Origin of the sequence: Bradyrhizobium sp. Pha-3 (genome assembly GCF_042258325.1) — a bacterium.
GTDB classification, from domain to species: Bacteria; Pseudomonadota; Alphaproteobacteria; order Rhizobiales; family Xanthobacteraceae; genus Bradyrhizobium; species Bradyrhizobium elkanii.
Genome location: NZ_CP170151.1, coordinates 3,276,482 through 3,294,277 on the forward strand (window position 1 = coordinate 3,276,482; position 17,796 = coordinate 3,294,277).

The 17,796-nt window shown below is 62.4% G+C and carries 19 protein-coding genes; 9 read left to right on the forward strand and 10 right to left on the reverse strand.

Annotated features, from left to right (window positions below; translation table 11 throughout):
* Positions 1-150: 150 nt before the first annotated feature.
* The gene (locus ACE10X_RS15225; protein WP_244435892.1) at positions 151-618 is read right to left on the reverse strand and encodes a Spy/CpxP family protein refolding chaperone; all 468 of its coding nucleotides are present in this window, start codon (positions 616-618) and stop codon (positions 151-153) included.
* Positions 619-926: 308 nt separating this feature from the next.
* On the opposite strand from ACE10X_RS15225, the gene cax reads away from it, so the two are divergent.
* A complete protein-coding gene (cax, locus tag ACE10X_RS15230) occupies positions 927-2,030 on the forward strand; it encodes a calcium/proton exchanger (RefSeq protein WP_038386439.1) in 1,104 nt (367 codons plus the stop codon).
* Positions 2,031-2,076: 46 nt separating this feature from the next.
* Here the strand turns inward: cax and ACE10X_RS15235 are convergent, their stop codons facing one another.
* The 4 genes from ACE10X_RS15235 to ACE10X_RS15250 form a co-directional block, all read right to left on the reverse strand.
* Positions 2,077-2,310: a hypothetical protein gene (locus ACE10X_RS15235; RefSeq protein WP_028338677.1), complete on the reverse strand. Its 234-nt coding sequence runs from the start codon at positions 2,308-2,310 to the stop codon at positions 2,077-2,079.
* Between the two features lie 165 nt (positions 2,311-2,475).
* Positions 2,476-2,934 carry a hypothetical protein gene (locus tag ACE10X_RS15240; protein ID WP_080583440.1) on the reverse strand — a complete coding sequence of 153 codons (459 nt, stop codon included), beginning with the start codon at positions 2,932-2,934 and terminating at the stop codon, positions 2,476-2,478.
* A gap of 757 nt (positions 2,935-3,691) precedes the next feature.
* On the reverse strand, positions 3,692-4,558 hold the full coding sequence (locus ACE10X_RS15245; protein ID WP_038386449.1) for a hypothetical protein: 867 nt from the start codon (positions 4,556-4,558) through the stop codon (positions 3,692-3,694).
* Between the two features lie 59 nt (positions 4,559-4,617).
* Positions 4,618-5,667 (reverse strand): AraC family transcriptional regulator, encoded by a 1,050-nt coding sequence (locus ACE10X_RS15250; RefSeq protein ID WP_038386442.1) that lies wholly within the window; start codon positions 5,665-5,667, stop codon positions 4,618-4,620.
* Positions 5,668-5,898: 231 nt separating this feature from the next.
* Between ACE10X_RS15250 and ACE10X_RS15255 the strand changes: the two genes are divergently transcribed.
* The 6 genes from ACE10X_RS15255 (at position 5,899) to ACE10X_RS15280 (ending at position 10,872) form a co-directional block, all read left to right on the forward strand.
* Entirely contained in the window at positions 5,899-6,264 is a 366-nt protein-coding gene (locus ACE10X_RS15255; protein WP_375764287.1) for a helix-turn-helix domain-containing protein, read from the forward strand.
* Positions 6,265-6,370: 106 nt separating this feature from the next.
* On the forward strand, positions 6,371-7,039 hold the full coding sequence (locus tag ACE10X_RS15260; protein ID WP_244435891.1) for a hypothetical protein: 669 nt from the start codon (positions 6,371-6,373) through the stop codon (positions 7,037-7,039).
* A 104-nt stretch (positions 7,040-7,143) separates the two neighbouring features.
* A complete protein-coding gene (locus ACE10X_RS15265; protein ID WP_051003117.1) occupies positions 7,144-7,485 on the forward strand; it encodes an HdeA/HdeB family chaperone in 342 nt (113 codons plus the stop codon).
* Positions 7,486-7,578: 93 nt separating this feature from the next.
* Positions 7,579-9,012 (forward strand): DUF1254 domain-containing protein, encoded by a 1,434-nt coding sequence (locus tag ACE10X_RS15270; protein WP_038386443.1) that lies wholly within the window; start codon positions 7,579-7,581, stop codon positions 9,010-9,012.
* Positions 9,013-9,228: 216 nt separating this feature from the next.
* Entirely contained in the window at positions 9,229-10,230 is a 1,002-nt protein-coding gene (locus ACE10X_RS15275) for a transporter (RefSeq protein ID WP_375764288.1), read from the forward strand.
* 207 nt (positions 10,231-10,437) lie between these two features.
* Positions 10,438-10,872, forward strand: coding sequence for a DUF2721 domain-containing protein (locus tag ACE10X_RS15280; protein WP_038386445.1), 435 nt, complete (start codon positions 10,438-10,440; stop codon positions 10,870-10,872).
* A gap of 26 nt (positions 10,873-10,898) precedes the next feature.
* Here ACE10X_RS15280 and ACE10X_RS15285 read toward each other — a convergent pair whose 3' ends face one another.
* The 5 genes from ACE10X_RS15285 to ACE10X_RS15305 form a co-directional block, all read right to left on the reverse strand.
* Entirely contained in the window at positions 10,899-11,801 is a 903-nt protein-coding gene (locus ACE10X_RS15285; protein ID WP_085970717.1) for an alpha/beta fold hydrolase, read from the reverse strand.
* A 7-nt stretch (positions 11,802-11,808) separates the two neighbouring features.
* Positions 11,809-13,428 carry a GMC family oxidoreductase gene (locus ACE10X_RS15290; protein ID WP_038386447.1) on the reverse strand — a complete coding sequence of 540 codons (1,620 nt, stop codon included), beginning with the start codon at positions 13,426-13,428 and terminating at the stop codon, positions 11,809-11,811.
* Positions 13,429-13,527: 99 nt separating this feature from the next.
* A complete protein-coding gene (locus tag ACE10X_RS15295) occupies positions 13,528-14,835 on the reverse strand; it encodes an MFS transporter (RefSeq protein WP_304556530.1) in 1,308 nt (435 codons plus the stop codon).
* Between the two features lie 260 nt (positions 14,836-15,095).
* The gene (locus ACE10X_RS15300) at positions 15,096-15,548 is read right to left on the reverse strand and encodes a MaoC family dehydratase (RefSeq protein WP_038386453.1); all 453 of its coding nucleotides are present in this window, start codon (positions 15,546-15,548) and stop codon (positions 15,096-15,098) included.
* An 11-nt stretch (positions 15,549-15,559) separates the two neighbouring features.
* Complete coding sequence (locus ACE10X_RS15305; RefSeq protein WP_038386454.1) at positions 15,560-16,051, reverse strand: MaoC family dehydratase; 492 nt, start codon at positions 16,049-16,051, stop codon at positions 15,560-15,562.
* A 170-nt stretch (positions 16,052-16,221) separates the two neighbouring features.
* Here ACE10X_RS15305 and ACE10X_RS15310 point away from each other — a divergent pair, with 170 nt between their 5' ends.
* The gene (locus tag ACE10X_RS15310; protein ID WP_304556529.1) at positions 16,222-16,992 is read left to right on the forward strand and encodes an IclR family transcriptional regulator C-terminal domain-containing protein; all 771 of its coding nucleotides are present in this window, start codon (positions 16,222-16,224) and stop codon (positions 16,990-16,992) included.
* 164 nt (positions 16,993-17,156) lie between these two features.
* Complete coding sequence (locus ACE10X_RS15315) at positions 17,157-17,783, forward strand: pyridoxamine 5'-phosphate oxidase family protein (RefSeq protein ID WP_157788047.1); 627 nt, start codon at positions 17,157-17,159, stop codon at positions 17,781-17,783.
* Positions 17,784-17,796: the final 13 nt, after the last annotated feature.

A 17,796-nucleotide genomic window follows, 5' to 3' on the forward strand; every position in this document is an offset into this window, starting at 1 on the left:
CGCCGCAACATGGAATCGCCCGAAACATAGATGGACGGTTGCAGTACGGCGTTTTCGTTTGGCGGGTACGTGCGACGCTCGCCCTTGATCGAGCGTCCAATCATTTCACGCACAAACCAGCAGGGGATGCTCGCCTGCGTCCGGTTGGCCTTATTCGTCCTCGTCGTCCGGACCGCCACGCTGCTCGATCGCGTTTCGCACGCCGCGCATGACGGCGAACGACACGAATGCCATCCTTCGCTTCTGATCATCGCTCAATGTCTTGTAGAGCGGCTCCCAGGCATCGGAGAGCTTCTTGAGATCGGTCCCGCGCTGAATCAGCCGGTCTGCCCTGCGTTGCATCATTTCGACCGGATTGCTTCCGCCAAGGACCTCCATCGGTCCGTTCTCCTGGAGTTCGGCAATCCGCTCCAACCGAGCCTGCCGGTTTTTCGCTCGCGCACGAATGGCCTCCTCGATGGCCGGCCAGTATTTCTCCTGATCGGGTGTCAGCTGCAAGGCGGCCTTGACGATCCCGACACGCATATCCGTCAGGCTCTTCAGGTCGGCGGCGCTGGGTTGCGCAGCTCCGACCGTCGTGGATGTCTCTGCTGCGAAAGCGAGAGACGAGGTCGTCACCAAAAATGCAATTGCTGCGACAGCTGCGTTCCTCGTCATTGTAAGCTCCTGAGCTGCTCATCAAGGATGTCCGCGAGAACAACCGCAATCTGATCGGCCACGGGTTGATCTAGGTCAAAAGGGGGAGGAGCCGGAAAATATGGACGCGCTTCTGACCGTTCGGGAAATTCCGTGAGGTTCCGGATCGGCTGGTCCGGCTCAAGCCGTGACCGGCGCGACGGTGGCGCCGGATTGTTGAGCTAGATCAAGGTTACGCTGCCTGCGGTGTTCAGAAACTGCTTTCGACCTCGTTTCGACCGGGCGGTACCATGCACCTTCTGCTCAAGGAAATTCGACATAATCCACTGCTCTGGATGCTGGTCTTCGTGCCGATCGTGCTGGCGGTCGAGACGGCAGCTCCGTCCGCCCACACCGCGCTGTTTGTGCTCGCTGTCCTTGCCATCGTGCCGTTGGCCGCCCTTCTCAGCCACGCGACGGAAAGCGTCGCAGAGAAAACCGGCGATGCGGTCGGAGGCCTGCTCAACGCAACTTTGGGCAATCTGACCGAGCTGATCATCGCGATCGCCGCGCTGCATGCCGGAGAATACATGCTGGTCAAGGCATCGATCGCTGGTGCCATCGTCACCAATTCACTCTTCATGCTCGGCGCATCATTCCTGCTCGGTGGGCTCCGCCATCACGTTCAGGAATATAATCGGGCCGGCGGAAGGATGTACGCAGCGCTGCTGCTGATGGCCACGATTGCGTTGCTTGCGCCATCGGCTGTTGCCGACCTCGATCCGGCGCGCGGCGAAGCGATGGCGTTGGCTCTCAGTACGGGCCTCGCTGTGCTGCTGATATGTGTCTATGGACTCGGCTTGCTGTTCTCGCTCAAGACACACAAGGAGCTGTTTGCAAGCGAGGAGCATGGCGAAACCGGCGGCGCCGGCTGGCCGATCGGACTTGCAATAGGCACCCTTCTCGTGGTCACGGTGCTGGTCGCACTGGTCAGCGAAATATTCGTGAACTCGGTGCAGAAGGCGGGCGAGACGCTGGGATTGAGCCCGGCGTTCGTCGGTTTCATCATCGTCGCGCTGGTCGGCGCCGCGGCAGAAATGGCGGTCGCGTTTTCCGCGGCACGCAAGAACCGTCTCGACATGAGCGTCAGCATCGCGCTCGGCAGCGCGTCTCAAATCGCCTTGTTTGTCGCGCCGGCGCTGGTGCTTCTGAGCTACGTCGTCGGTCCGAAGCCGATGGATTTGCAGTTCTGGCCGGGTGCCGTGACGATGGTCATGATCGCCTCCGTGACGTCCTGCTTCATCACGAACAGCGGGCGGTCGGCATGGTTTATCGGCGCCTTGCTCGTGCTCATCTATGTGATTTTCGCCATGACCCTGTACATGGTGCCACCGGGATCGCACGGCCCGGTTTGACCAACAGCGAGCGTGATCGTGCCGGCACCGCGGACCCCTGATAGGTTTAGAGCGACAGCTCGTCCTGGCCCTTCGTCCAGTCGATGATGTCGATCTGGAGCCCCCGTTTCAGAATCTCGGCCTCGAGATTGCTGGCATGCCGCTTCCATTCGGCCGTGGACCGGACCCGGAATTTTGGCTCTTCACCGTTTGCCGCGAACTCATCGTCGGCTTCGAGCGCGCCGCGAACAGCCTCGTACATCATCTTGAGGCTCGCGTCGGTGAAGGCGTCGTACTCCATCTAGCCGTCTCCTCGGGAACGCAAATTCAAGGGACCGCCACGATGGCCATCGTGGCGTTCCTTTGCGGTCGATCCATTCAACATGGACATGCCGATGCCTGACCGAAGCTCGACAGCGAGCCCGTGCGGTGCAACCGCATGTCCATCGACTGCTGCTCAGCCGGATCAATACTGATACTGGTTCTGCGGGCAGATCATTTGCCCGTATTCATTGTAGTAGCAGCCTTGGTTGCCGTAGTAGCCATAGGCGCCATACGCGCCGGCCGCGGCCGCTGCGCCGACGGCAGCAGCGCCATAGCCCCAGCCTGGCCGATAGTAGCCTCTGCCGTAGCCGGGATAGCCGGCGACCGGGCGGCCAGGGCGCCCCGCAATCGGTCGACCGGGATAGCCCGGACGCCCTGCAATCGGTCGGCCACCTGGACGGCCGGCAACGCGATATCCTCCACCATGTACCCTTCCACCACCTACATGCATGCCACCGCCGCGCATTCCGCCGCCGTGAAAACCGCCTCCGCCACCGCGGAAGCCGCCGCCACCTCCACGGCGGGCATAGGCGTCATCAGGAATCATGCAGACAGCAACGAAAACCAGAGCCGCCAGAGCGGCGAGGATACAACGAAGCATGGCGTGTCCTCCCTCGCGGACGATTTTTACGAGCCGCGAAGCTGCGACAATTTCGGCGCGCGAGCTTGACGTAGATCAACGGAATGCAGCAGGGCGCGCGTTCGAAAAAGGACAGGCAGCTGTCATCAACCGCCCCAGGCACAATCTGCACTTTGCTGCCGAAGCATCTTGCCTAGAATGCGAACCTGAGTTCCATGACATTTTGCTTTCGCCTCGGTCAGGCGACAGCCATCGTTTCTTTGCCGAGTTCACCTGGTGTTTTCACGTCCTGCGGAACCCTGCCAAGAGGAACAACGTGCGGAAAGCGGATGTAACGTGCGCGTGCTGTGGCGCAGGTTTCCGGCGGTTGGAGCTATGGTCCGAACCTGGCGCCAAGGGTGAGTATCACTGTCCCGTTTGCGACCACTTGCTCGAGGCATTCGATGGCACCAACCTGATCGCCTATCGGCTGACGATCCAGCCGGTGCGCGCGCCGGCCCACTCGGTCAAGCCGTTCGACGATCAGCGATAGCCGGACGATCGGTTGCCACCGGCGCGCTTCGGTTTTCGAGGTGACGGCCGACGCCATGACTGTTGGGACGTGTCGCTGCACCGATTGGCGCCGCATCCCGGCGGGCCGATGGCCGACCCGGTGATGGCCGCAGAGGACACGGTCAAGCTGACCCGGGGTAGATCTACCCGTCGTCGGAGCACGGCCGGGGGTGGGTCGCTCGCACCCGCGTCGGATGGTCTCGGTGCTTGCTTGCTCGTGCGCCGGCTAGTTCTTGACGGCATACAGAGGCGTTCTGAACGTCAGTTGATAGGCGGGGTTCGGCACCCACATGATTTCGGCTGTGATGCCAAACAGTCGGTTGTCATTATCATCCATGCGGTCGAGATCGAGCCGCACGATCGGTTGTGCAAAGGGCTGAATCGACGCGAGGTTCAGAAGCTGCGCGCCTTCGAAGGATTGCAAGCCCACGCGGCCGGTAAACTTCCAATTGTTCGGCCATTGATAGTAGCCACCAACGTAGGCAATCGTGTTCGGGTTGACCCTTCCCAGCGCACCATCGACGTCGGTTCGCGTGTATTGGATGCCGCTGAGGAAGCCTCTGGTCTCATCGGAATCGAGCGCATAGTCAAATTCGAGAATGTTGTTGAAGGAGGTTGTGCCCAGCGGAGCATTGGGAATCGACTGTGTGACGGTCGATTGCAGCGTCGCCGTAGGAAAGGTCCCGCCGTTCTGCTGATATAAATCGGCCTGGAAGCCGATGTTCCAGCTTGTGATTTGAAAGGACGAAAAGCCGGCGCTTCCGAAGTTCGTCGAACTGCCAGAGACGCCGGCGTAGAGCGAGACGCTTTCGGTGACATCGACCGTCAGCGGAAAATCCATATTGAGGGATTTCGCTGCTGGTAGGCCTGCCGGAAATGCCACGCCGCCCGATGCCGCAAGCGTCTGCGTATTGAACAGCGTTGGACGTCCAAAGCCGAACGCGAGCGATCCTGCCGGAACCTGCGCGTAGGTCGTCCTGAGGTCGAGATAGATCGTCGGCACCGAAGCATTGGCAAGGCCATCATCGCTTGCGGCAAAGGCCTTCGCAACCGGGACAGCGACAAGGAGCGCGCACAATGCCGCGCTCAAGATCGATCCGGGAGCCGGGAGCCCTGTGTTACGTGGCGGCGCGTTCAATGCGAGAACCTTCGCTAGGCGCGATTGCCATTGGGTCGGGCGGCAGGCCGATCGATCGTGGCTTGTCCCTTCCTCGACCTCTCCCGAAACTCCCGCGGGGTGCAGCCGGAAATCCGGCGGAAAGCTCGCGCGAAGTGGGCAGGGTCGGCATAGCCCGATGAGAATGCCACGTCGATGATCTTGATTTCGGTGCCGCCCAGAAGCTTGGCCGCATTGTTGAAGCGAGCCTGCTCGAGCAGACCGGAATATGTCAGCCCTGCGAGTGAAAGCCTCCGTTGTAGACTCCTGGTGCTCACTCCCATCATCTCGGCTGCCTGCATGATAGTGAGGCCTCCTTGATCCAGGTAGGAGGGCAAGCTCAGCTTCAGTGCGCTGACGACGTCCTTTCCGAATGACTGCGGCGCGTGATCGGACGGCGCCGGCCGGAAGTCATTTGCGGGATTTGCAAGGCTGAGGAGTTCGACCGGCACTTCGATCCATGAGGCCTTTTGACCCGACATGAAGCGCGTGTTCGGCCAATGCGACTGGATCTCAGGGCTCGGCGTATAGATCGCTTCAAACGCAATCACTCTTGGAGACCAACTCGCCCCGGCGAACTGACGGACGATGTGCAGGACGAAAATGTTCTGAAGCCACTGGGATATCTCAAGATGGGAAATGCCCTCCGTCCCAACGAGCTTGCTGCAAATCCTCAAACTCTCGCCGCTTGGCTCGAGCCATAGTTGGAGGATTGTATCTTCGCACGGGGCCCACCGGCATGTTTGCTGTAGGGCAACCAATAGGGTTGGCGCATGGCGCACCCGCGCCCGCATGGTTTCGCTCAAATGTTCGAACGAGAGTCGTTGGGCTGCGCGAAAGGCAATTTCCGACAGGCCCTGCTTTTGCTGAGCGGCCGTCGCGAACCGAACCGCCGGCAGCAAAGGCACGTAATGATCCGCTTTTTCTTCAAAGGACGTCGGGAGTTGAAATCTGGCGAGAAGTGCTGCTGTCGGGCCGCCTATCTCAGAATGAAGCTCAGCGAATGGGATCAGAAATTGACAGCGGGTCAATGGAATGACGGTCATTACTACCTGCCCAAGAAGTTTGGCCGCGATCGCAGCTTAGCAGGCCGGAACTCTCTTGGGTTGTCTTTATCGAGCAACCGGGTGCAACAACACGTTCGACGAATTCCGCTTGGCGAAAGTTTTGGCGGCTGATGGCCAGATCGATGCCGGAAACTGCTTTATCTTGGAGCGTCGTTTCTCTTGCAGGAGCACGGGCTTCACGCCTCAGCCCAACCGATGAGAGCTGTCCGATTGCCTTCAGTCCAGGCGGTCCGCGCAGTCATTGTCGCGTCGCTGCGACACGGTGACGCAACCCTTGATAGCACCGCTCGTGCCCTCAAGATCAGCTCGCGCACGCTACAGCGTTACCTTGGTGGCATCGGCACCAGCCACAGCGAAATGCTTGCGGAAGTTCGCTTGAACATCGCTTGTCGCCTACTCGTGGACTCAGGCAAGCCACTGTCGGAAATCGCGAAATTCGTCGGCTACAGCAACCCCAGCAGCTTCAGCCGTACTTTCGTGCGTTTGATGAAAATTCAACCCATCATCTACAGGCAACTTGCCGATAGGCAAAACCGAGCGAACCATCGCAAGAGGTCTCACGCCGCTCGGCAATGACAATTCCGATCATTGGCGCGAAATGGCAAGACGCGCGATTTGAATTGGCGCGAAATGCTTAGCGAAGCTGATTGCCGAAATTGCGCTCCCCAAAGGAATAACAAACATGACCCTTCGCTCAGCTCTGTTCGTATTTTGTGTCGCCGGATTGATTGCCGCTCCCCATAAGGTGCTTTCCCAGTCTGCCCCCGAGAGCAAACCACACGTACCGCTAGAGAAGTCGATAGGTCAGGCAAAGCCGGAAGTCGTGCCATCGCTCTTCGTCCTCAACTCGCGCGGTGCGAGCTTGAAGGACGGGAAGCTTGTGCTGACGGGGGTTTCACCGAATGCGATCGTGTTCGCCGATCGGCCCGTGAGGGCGGCTGGTCACGATCTCACGTCGCGAATTGTCGAGGATTGGGGCAACGGCAGTGACAATTTCGCGAAAGATCCTCCAAACGCCACCGTGTCCGGGTTCAGGAAAGACGGATCATCGGTAGCCGACGCCGTCGTCGTCCTGAAATCGCCCAAGCTCGAAGGCGACAGGCTGACTTTCGATGTTGATATGCTCGAAGGTGACCTTGCGGGGGCTGATGGACCGGCGTCGATCTTTATCGACATCATCGGTCGTCCATTCACGCCGCTGTCTTTTGCCGGCGTTGCTCGCCGCACCGCCTGGCGAGGTGCTTACTACCGCGGCGCTGCAGTCGCGGGTGCGGCCGCGCTTGGAGCTGCGGCAGCCTATCCCTATTACGCCCCGCGGTGCGGATACTATCCGTATCCGCCTTGTTACTGAGCAACGCGACCGTCGCGTCACAGCCGCTCGGCCGACAGGGAAGGTCGGCCCGATCTAAGCCGAACACACGAGCTCACAGGAGAGGGATCATGGGACGAACCGCCATGATTGCAGCAGCGTTGATCGTCGCCGGCATTCAGTCGGCGCATGCGCAGACGGACTTGAGCGCTTATGCCAACGCCGAAGGCTATCTGGATGTTCAGAAGCTGACCTGCGCGCAACTCGCCGGAACGTGGCAGGGAGACGCCGATCTTCTCACTGCCTGGTACAGCGGTTGGTACAACGGCCTCGCGCGCAAGCACTACCTCGACATCAAGAAGTCCCGCGAGGCCGAGCACGAAGTGATCCAGCATTGCAAGGCTCATCCTGACCAGCTCATCATCGAGGCGATCGCAGTGGTCTTCAAGGATATGAGAGCGGCGCTCGGGATCAGGATGCAGCCTTAACCGCGGGATCGGACACCTTTCACGGCAGGCCGACAGTCGAAGCAGCCTGACGATCGTTTGAAAACCATTCGATTTGCACACAAGGAGAGAGCAATGGAGATCACTCGTCGCAATCTTGCGCTTGGCGGAATGGGTCTGCTCACCGGAGCGGCGATAGGTCGACCAGCCGTCGCCGAGGAGGGAGCTTTCCTGGGTGTCGGTCAGGGCTTGGAGGACTTCTGGCTCGCGAGCGACGCCTACATATTCGGCTATCCGTTGGTGACGATGGAGATGACGCGGAGGATCATCACCAACGTCGCGGAGCCGGTGGGCACGCGAGGGCCGATGGGCCATATCATCAAGCTGCGCCAATATCCGGACGCGTCGTTCCGCGATGTCACTGCGCCCAACGCGGACACGCTCTACACCACGTCCTTCTTCGACGTCGGGAAAGAACCGTGGGTCCTCAGCATCCCGGACATGAAGGGGCGCTATTTCCTGATGCCCATGCTGGATGGCTGGACGACGGTATTCCAGGTGCCGGGGAAGCGCACCACCGGCACCGGCGCACAAACCTATGCCATCACCGGGCCCGGCTGGAAGGGCACGCTGCCGGATGGCGTGAGGGAGTACAAATCGCCTACCAACATCGTGTGGCTGCTCGGCCGCATCTATTGCACCGGAACGCCGGAGGACTATGCAGCCGTCCACAAGCTGCAGGACGAGTGCAAGCTCGTTCCGCTCAGTGCTTACGGCAAGCCGTACACGCCACCTCCGGGAAAGGTCGATCCGTCGATCGACATGAAGACGGCTGTCCGCGAACAGGTCAATCGCATGGACGCGGTGTCGTATTTCAAGCTGCTCTGCGAGCTCATGAAAACCAACCCGCCATACGCGGCGGACGCGGCCCAACTCGCCAAATTTGCCCGCATCGGCATCGTACCCGGGCGCGACTTTGACGAGACCAAGCTGAAGGCGGACTTCCTGAAGCGCGTCCCGGAGGTGTCGTTCGACAGGATCATGCTTCAGTTCAAGGTCAACAAGGCCGTCAAGGACGAGAACGGCTTTGCGTTCACGACGAAAACCGGCATCTACGGTACCGACTATCTGATGCGGGCCCTGGTGACCGCGATCGGGCTTGGCGCCAACCGCCCGCAGGATGCGGTCTACCCGACCTCGCAAAAGGATGTGGATGACCGCAAGTACAATGGTGCGAACAAGTACGTCATGCGGTTTCCCAAAGGCCACCTTCCTCCGGCCGAGGGATTCTGGTCGCTCACGATGTACGACAGCGGCTATTTCTTCGTGAACAATCCGCTCAACCGATATTCGATCAGTGCGCGGGAAAATCTGAAGGAAAATCCGGACGGCTCGACCGATCTCTACATTCAGAAGGACTCCCCCGGCAAAGACAAGGAGTCGAACTGGCTTCCGGCGCCCGAGGGAGACTTCATACTCATGCTGCGAATGTATTGGCCGCAGGAAACCGACCCTTCGATCATCAACGGCACCTGGACGGTTCCTGCCGCCAGGAAGGTCGGGGCTTGAGAACCTGGATTCATGCCGGCCCCGCTGGGGCCGGCATGAATCAACGTGCTTCAATTTGCGGTCGCGAATCGAACGCGCGAGCGAGCCGTACCGATCGTTCTGCGATGCGCCAAAAGTGGGGTGGGTGACATGCGGCTTCGTGATCTTTCGAAGAGGCGGCAACCAAACAGGCGAAGTAAGACACTCAGGGATGTCGGCATCGCCATGACAATGGTCATGGCGTCATTCTCGCCTGAAGCCGCCCGTGCCGACGAGGGCGGCGTCTCATATTGGCTTCCCGGCCGCTTCGGCAGTGTCGCTGCGACCCCGCAGGTCCCCGGCTGGTCGATGGCGGAGGTCTACTATCACACCAGTGTAAGTGCATTCGGCAATGCCGCGGCCGCCAGGGAAATCCAGGTCGGCAGAATTCCTGCCGCGGCAAACGTCGACCTAAACCTGCATCTGAGCGCGCAGGCGGATCTCATCCTTCTCAATCCCACTTACACGTTCGCGACGCCGGTGCTGGGTGGCCAGCTTGCCATCGGCGTGACCGGACTGTTCGGGCGGTCCAGCGCAGATCTTGCGGGGACGCTGACGGCGGCCGTCGGTCCGCTGGCGACAACGCGCACCGGCAGCTTCGGCGATTCAATCACATCGGTAGGCGACCTCTACCCGCAGGCGACGCTGAAGTGGAACGCCGGCGTGCACAATTTCATGACCTATGTAACGGGAGACGTTCCGGTCGGAGCATACAGTCCGAGCAGCCTCGCCAATCTCGGCATCGGTCACGCCGCCATCGATGCAGGCGGCGGCTACACCTACTTCAACCCGCAGGCGGGCCATGAATTTTCCGCGGTCGCGGGCTTCACCTACAATTTCAAGAATCAGGATACGCAGTATCAGAACGGGATCGACTTCCATCTGGATTGGGGCGCCTCCCAGTTTCTGTCAAAGCAGGTTTTCGTTGGCCTGGTTGGATATGCCTATCAGCAGGTCACCGATGATTTCGGCCAGCACCCTGTCCTGGGGGGCTTTCGGTCCCGCGTGCTGGGCGTTGGTCCGCAGATCGGCTTCCTGTTTCCCGTGGGCGACATGCAGGGTTATCTGAATCTCAAAGGGTATGGAGAATTTGCAGCACAGAATCGCCCGGCCGGCTGGAATTCCTGGTTGACGTTCTCGATCTCTCCGATGGCGCCGACCAGCACCGTGACGCCGACCCGACGGATCGTCACAAAATAGCAGTGTTGTGCGTGCCTTCAATTGTGCCAAGATCACGCCACGATGCGCCGCACTCGCGGCCGTCGATGCCGGCTGTTCGGACGCCGGCTGGACAATCGTCGCCGCTGCCCGTTCGATACTTCGGAGTCGTGATGGCCAGGCTGCAGGGTTCAGGTTGCCAATGTCCGGCTGATTGGTTTCGGCCGCGCTAACCCGAAGGTCGAGTCGATGTTGCCGGATACGCCGTCGGTCAGTCAGCTCTCTCAAGTGATTTCTCAAGCGGCTGCGCCCGCATTTCTGCTCGGTGCATTGGCGGCTTTTATCGCGGTGCTGATTTCCCGCCTCAACCGGATCATCGACAGATCGATTTACCTGAACCAGATTTCTGATCAGGATCAGGCGAGGTGCCGGCTCAAGGCAGACCTGCCGCGTCTTGCTCGGCGCGCCACCATGATCAATCGCGCGATCTTCTGGTCCATCATGGGAAGCATCTCGATCAGCGTTGTCATCGTCGTCGGCTTTGTGAGTGCGTTCCTTCACATCCAGCACGAGCGGGGCGTTGCCATCCTCTTCATTGTTGCCGTCGTGGCTTTCATCGTGTCGTTGGTGGATTTCGCGCGAGAGGTCCGAATTGCCCTGAGCGAACTTGATCACTACGGCTAGGTGCAACGCATTGATGCGTTCACGCCTTAACGCGTACGCGCGGCAAACGTCATGAGCGCTGCCACCATCAGCTCCGGCGCCTCCTGCGCGACGCAATGGCCGGCGCCGTCGAAGGTCCATCGGCTCGCATGCGGGATCAGCGCCGCGGCGCGGCCTGCCATCTCCTTGTAGATCGGCCATGACTGCTCAGCGGTCGCGATGCAGACCGGGCAGGTAATGTCGGAGAGCCACGCGAACGGATTGCCGCGGGCGTCGCCGGTGTAGATTTGCTCCATGGCCTGGAAGATCGGCCCGAGCAGGGCCGACTCGATTTCCGGCGTGCAAAGCAGCCGCATGCGGCCGTCGTCGAGCCGGGCAAAGCCGTGATGGACATAGGCCCACAGCGACCGTTCGGTCCATGGCGCGAAGGCCGGTGCGGCGCGCAGCCGCTGGAACAGGTCGTCGGCGCTGTCGAACTCGGCCCGGCGGCGCAGCACACCTTGCACGGATCCGCGCGCGATGTCGCTGAGGCCGCCGGCGCGCGGCGCGCGCGGATCCATCGCGGTCGGCTCCGTGACATACAGGCGCGCGAAGCGACCGGGCATCAGTCTGGCGGCGAGCAGCAGGTCGGTTGCGCCGGCACTGTGACCGATGCCGTAGATGTCATGGAGGTCGAGGCGCTCCACCACCATGCGGACGTCTTCGGCAAAATCCTGGAAGTGATAGCGATCGGCCGGCGGCTTGTGGCTCAGGCCATGGCCGCGACGGTCGAGCGCGTAGACCGTGTAATCGACCGCCAGCGCCTCTGCGACCTCGGTCCACACCTCCGCGACGAAGCCTGTGCCGTGCAGCAGCAGCGCCGGCGACTTGTCCGAGGCCGGCTCGCCCCATTGCGCCACCGCAACCTGTGCGCCGGCATCGCCGACCAGAAAGCGCTTCGGGGCGTTCATCGTCGTTCTATCGTGCATCCTGCAGGATCATCGCCGCGGCCTTCTCGGCGATCATCGCCGTCGGCGTGTTGGTGTTGCCGGAGGTGATGGTCGGCATCACGGAGGCATCCGCGATGCGCAGGCCGTGCAGGCCGTAGAAGCGCAGCCGCTCGTCGACCACGGCCATCGGATCGTTGGCCGTTCCCATCTTCGCGGTGCCGACGGGGTGGAAGATCGTGGTGCCGATGTCGCCGGCCGCCTTGGCGAGCGAGGCATCGTCGTCGCCGACCGAGGGGCCGGGCAGGAATTCCTCGGGATGATATTTCTCCAGCGCCTTCTGCTTCATCAGCTTGCGCGTGGTGCGGATTGCGTCGGCCGCGACCTGGCGGTCGTCGTCGGTCGAGAGATAATTCGGCGCGATCGACGGCTTGTCGTCGGGGGCGGTCGAGCGGATCCGCACCGTGCCGCGCGAGCTCGGCTGCAGATTGCAGGCGCTTACCGTGATCGCGGGGAAGCGGTGCAGGGGATCGCCGAACTTGTCGAGCGACAGCGGCTGCACGTGGAACTGGATGTTGGCGCGCGAGCGCGTCGCGTCCGAGCGCGTGAAGATGCCGAGCTGCGACGGCGCCATGGTCAGGGGACCGCGGCGGCGGAACGCGTAGTCGAGGCCCATCAGGCCGCGGCGAACCAGATTGTAATAGGTCTCGTTCAGCGTGCGCACGCCGGAGACCTTGTAGATCGCGCGCTGCTGCAGATGGTCCTGCAGATTATGGCCGATGCCCTGCACGTCGAGCACGATGTCGATGCCGAGCGGCGACAGCCATTCGGACGGACCGATGCCGGAGCGCTGCAGCACCTGCGTGGTTCCGATCGAGCCGGCGCAGAGGATCACTTCGCCCCTGGCACGGGCCTCGACCACCTCATTGCCCTGCCGGAACAGCACGCCGGCGGCGCGGCCGCTCTCGATGATCAGGCGGTCGACCAGCACGTCGGTCTCGAGCCGCAGATTGCTGCGGTTCAGCACCGGCTTGAGGAAGCCGCGCGCCGACGACCAGCGCCGGCCGCGCTTCTGGTTGACGTGGAAGTAGCTGGTGCCTTCATTGTCGCCGGTGTTGAAGTCCGGGATGCGCTTGATGCCCATCTCCTCGGCGGCATCGCCGACCGCGTCGAGGATCTGCCACGACAGCCGCGGCGCCTCGATGCGCCAGCCGCCGCCGACACCGTGATGCTCGCTTTCACCGAGGAAATGATCCTCCAGCCGCTTGAACGCCGGCAGCACGTCGCTGTAGCTCCAGCCGGTGAGGCCGAGCTGCCGCCAATGGTCGTAATCCGCGGCCTGGCCGCGCATCGAGATCATGGCGTTGATTGCAGAGGAGCCGCCGATCACCTTGCCGCGCGGATAGGCGAGCGCCCGGCCGTTGAGGCCCGGCTCGGCCTCGGTCTTGAACATCCAGTCCGAGCGCGGATTGCCGATAGCGAAGAGATAGCCGACCGGGATATGAAACCAGATCCAGTTGTCCTTGCCGCCGGCTTCCAGCAGCAGCACGCGCTTCTTCGGATCGGCCGACAGGCGGTTGGCCATGATGCAGCCCGCCGTGCCTGCGCCGACGATAATGTAGTCGAAATCACCCTCGAGCCTTCGCGGCATGTCCTCGTTCCCGGCAAGCGTCTTTTGTTGGGCTCTTATTAGTCAGACGCAGCGGGCCGACACAAGCCCGGCAGTGGATGCCGGGCGTGCGCTGGATGCTCAGGGACGGCTCGGTTCGGCCAGTGTGACCTCATGTCTCGCGCGGGGGACGCAGACGATCAGCGTCAGCATGCCGATGCCGAGCACGGCGCCGACGAGGGCGAGCGGTGCGTAGATGCTCCCGGTCGCGACATTCATCCAGCCGATCAGGGCAGGGCAGACCGCGCCGCCGAACGAGCCGATCGCGCTGATCAGCGCGATGCCGCCGGCCGCGGCGCTGCCCTCCAGCATCGCGTTCGGAATGGTCCAGAACAGCGACAGGATCGCGAAGATGCCGATCGAGGCGACGGCAAGCAGCGTCACGGTCAGGAGGACGCTGTCTTGCGCTGCCTGCAAGGCGATGAAACACGCCGCTGCGACGAGGCCGCAGCAGACCACGTGCCAGCGCCGTTCCCGTGTGCGGTCGGAGCTGTAGCCGATCGCCACCATGCCGATCGCGGACGCAACCGAGATCGCGCCGCTCAGCCAGCCGATCTCGGTGGTGGTCGCCGCGCCGACGCATTTCAGCAGCGTCGGGGTCCACAGCAGGATGGTGTTGAGCGAGCAGAAGAACGCGAAGTAGATGAAGGAGAGCAGATAGACGCGCGGCTCGCGCAGCGCCGCCGCGAAGCTCCGCGTGGTGCCGGGAACGGCGGCGCGGTCGCGGGCGAGGTCGCTTGCGACCTGCCGCCGCTCGTCGGCCCTCAGCCAGCTCGCGACCTGAGGTCCGTCGGCGAGGTAGAGATAGGCGGCGATGCCGAGCAGCACGGCCGGACCGCCTTCAAGGATGAACAGCCACTGCCAGCCGTGCAGGCCGTGGACGCCTTGCATGTGATCCATGATCAGGCCCGACAACGGTCCTGCAATGACGCCGCCGAGCGGCACCGCCATCACGAACAGGCTCGTCATGCGGCCGCGCACGCGGTCCGGGAACCACAGCGTCAGATAGTACAAAATGCCCGGGAAGAAACCGCCTTCGGCGGCGCCGAGCAGGAAGCGCAGCAGATAGAGGTGATACTGGTTCTGCACCAGCGCGAGCAGCATGGTGACGACGCCCCACAGCACCATGATCCGCAGCAGCGTCTTGCGGACGCCGACCTTGACCAGCAGGAGGTTGCTCGGCACTTCGAGCGCGACATAGCCGACCGAGAAGATGCCGGCGGCAAGCCCGAACACCGCGTCGTCGATCTTGAGGTCGTGCAGGAACTGCAGCTTGGCAAAGCCGATGTTGAAGCGATCGATGATCGCAATCGTGTAGCACGCCAGCAGAAACGGGATCAGGCGCCAGGCGATCCGTCCATAGAGCCGCGAATGGGCAGCATCCTGCATCGAAACCTCCGAATGATTCTTTGATTGTTGGGTCGCATGGCTGCCGCGCAGGTGCTGCGCTCCCTCGCCCCGTCCTTACGGGGTCGAGACGAGCGAAGCTCGCTCTTAGAGGGCTGGGGTGAGGGGCTATCTCCGCACAACGCGGTGGTAGCTGAGCCCGCGGAGACTCCCCCTCACCCGGAATGCATCTGCGATGCATTCCGGCCTCTCCCCGCACGCGGGGTGAGGCGGAGCCCGTTGCTCCGATCGAGTGCGCGCGGCTAGTTCACCTTCGCGCTCGGCGGAAACTCCAGCATCGCTTCGCCGGCCGCGACCGTCTCGCCGCGCTGGTTCTGCACGGCGACGTCGACCAGCACCCAGCGCGATTTTGCGGTGACCTGCTTGGCCTTGATGGTGCCGGCCGGGCGGATGGTGTCGCCGGGCCTCACTGGCTTCAGCCAGCGCGTCTCGAGCCTGCGATGGATCGCGCCTGCGGGAAGCGCCCAGTCGGTCAGCATGCGCGAGATCAGGCCGAAATTGTTCATTCCGTGCATGATGATGCCGCCGAAATTGGTCTTGCCGAAATCGCCCTTCATGTAGTTGTCGTCGAGATGCAGCGGGTTGTAGTCGAGCGACGCATCGCAGAACAGGCGGATCGATTCGCGCGAAACCGCGAATGCCGGGCCGTCGATGGTGTCGCCGGCCTTGAGAGATTCGAAATTCGCTGTGGTCATGGTGATCCTCCTTACATCGGACGGATGGTCTGGCCGCGACCTGAGCAGATCACGTCGCCATGCTGGTTGAAGAAGACGTTGTCGTGCACCACGAACAGCCGCTCGCGCTTGATGAACTTGTCGAGCGCGCGCGCCTGCAGGGTGATGGTATCGCCGGGGCGGGCCGGGATGTTGTAGCTCCACGACTGCCCGGCATTGACGGTGCCCGGCGAGCGCATCCAGTCGTCGGCCGGCGTGCAGGCGAACATCAGCAGGATATGGATCGCGGGCGGCGCGATCAGCCCGCCATAGGGCCCGGCCTTCGCGGCGGCTTCGTCCAGATAGAGCGGATTGATCTCGCCGACCGCACGGCAGTACAGCGCGATCGCTTCCTGGGTGAGCTTGTAGGGCAGCGTCTTGCGCGGCTCGCCGGGGACGATGTCGTCCCACACCTTGCGCAGCTTCGCGTCTTTCCAGAAATCGGTTTCGAACGGGGTGGCCGCAGAACTTTCTGCTTGCGCCATCGTGCATCCTCCTGCTATTGAGTTCGCCAGGCGAACAATTAATTCGCTGTATGAATTGACGCTAGCGCGGTCGGGAGCCCCTGACAAGCGCACGGAGCCGCGTCATGTGCAGGCAGCCATGCGGGCTGCGATGTCGTGAGTGCGATGACGGAACCAGCCAGGCGCCCGCCATGAGCAAAGAGAGTGACGGCTTCGTGCGCGCGATTGCGCGCGGCTTCTCGATCATCGAAGCACTCGGCAAGCCTCCGGGGCGGCACACGCTGGCGGAGGCCGCCGACACTGCGGGCCTCAACCGCGCCACCGCGCGGCGTATCCTCGCGACCCTGGTGGCGCTGAAATATTGCGCCTCCGATGGACGCTATTTCAGCCTGCGGCCGCGCGCGCTCGGGCTCGGCCTGTCCTATCTCAACGCGCTGCCATACTGGGGGCATGCGCAGCGCGCGCTGGAAAACCTGCGCAACGAGATCGGCGAGTCCTGTGCGATGGCGGTGCTCGACGAGGACGAGATCGTCTATGCGCTAAGGCTGCCGGCGCGGCGGATCCTCTCGGCCAATCTCGGCGTCGGCAGCCGGCTGCCCGCGCATCTGGTGTCGCTCGGCCGCGTCATGCTCGCGGCGCTGCCGCCTGGCACCCGCGAGGCTTATCTCGCGACCGGGGGCTTCACGCAGGTCACGCCGCGCACGGTCACCGATCCGGAGCGTCTTGGCGAGTTGCTCGCGCGGGTCGAAAGCGACGGCTATGCCTGGGTCGATGGCGAGCTCGATCCGGCGATCTGCGGCATCGCGGTGCCGTTGCGCGATCCCGCGGGCGCGGTGGTCGCCGCGCTCAGCGTCAACACGATCTCGGGGACGGTGAGCGAAGCCGGCGCGCGCAAGAAATTCCTGCTGCCGCTGCGCCGCACCGCGCAGGAGATCCGCAGCCAGATGCTCACATCGGGGTAGGGAACGGCCGTTATCGACGCCTTTTCACCCGCTTCGGACCTGGGTGGCTTTCCACGCCCGTGCCGAACGAATAGTCTTTCGCTTTGTTGGCCGGGTGAACTGCCAAGGAAAATCCCGGCCACGTCAACGTGCTGATCGATTGCTCAGCTTGCTGGAGGATTGCCGTGGCCGACCCAGTCCGCGCCCCTTTCTACCACGACGGAATGCGTGAGTTGCAGGACCGCTTCGATGGTCGTCGTGTCGCCGACGGCCTCGAGAAGCATCGCCTCCACTTCGAGTTCTGGGAACAGGATCGCAAGCTCATCGAGGAGACGCGATTCTTTTTCATCGCGACCAGCTATCAGGACAACGTCGATTGCTCGATGCGTTCCGGCGATCCCGGCTTCGTGAAGATCACCGGGCCTGATACGCTTGAATTCCCTGAGTACGACGGCAACAACATGTACCGCACGCTCGGCAACATTCACCGCAACCCCAACGTCGGATTGCTGTTCGTACGGCTCGACGGCAAGACGTTTCGCACGCGCATCCGGGGCAAAGCGACGATCCACGACGGCGCGGAGGCGCTTGCCGGGCATCATGGCGCGAAGGTCGTCGTGCGCGTCAAATGTGAAATCTTTCCAAATTGCCCGCGCTACGTTCCGGACCTGATGGGCGCATCAGCGGACGTTCCGGCGAATCTGTACGTGCCTCGGCCCGGCTACGAGCCGCCCGCCCCGGAATGGAAAAGCCGGGATTACCTCAGGGACGTCCTTTCGAAATACGATCCGCATCGGAAACGTGACGCATAGCGGGCAGCCGGGA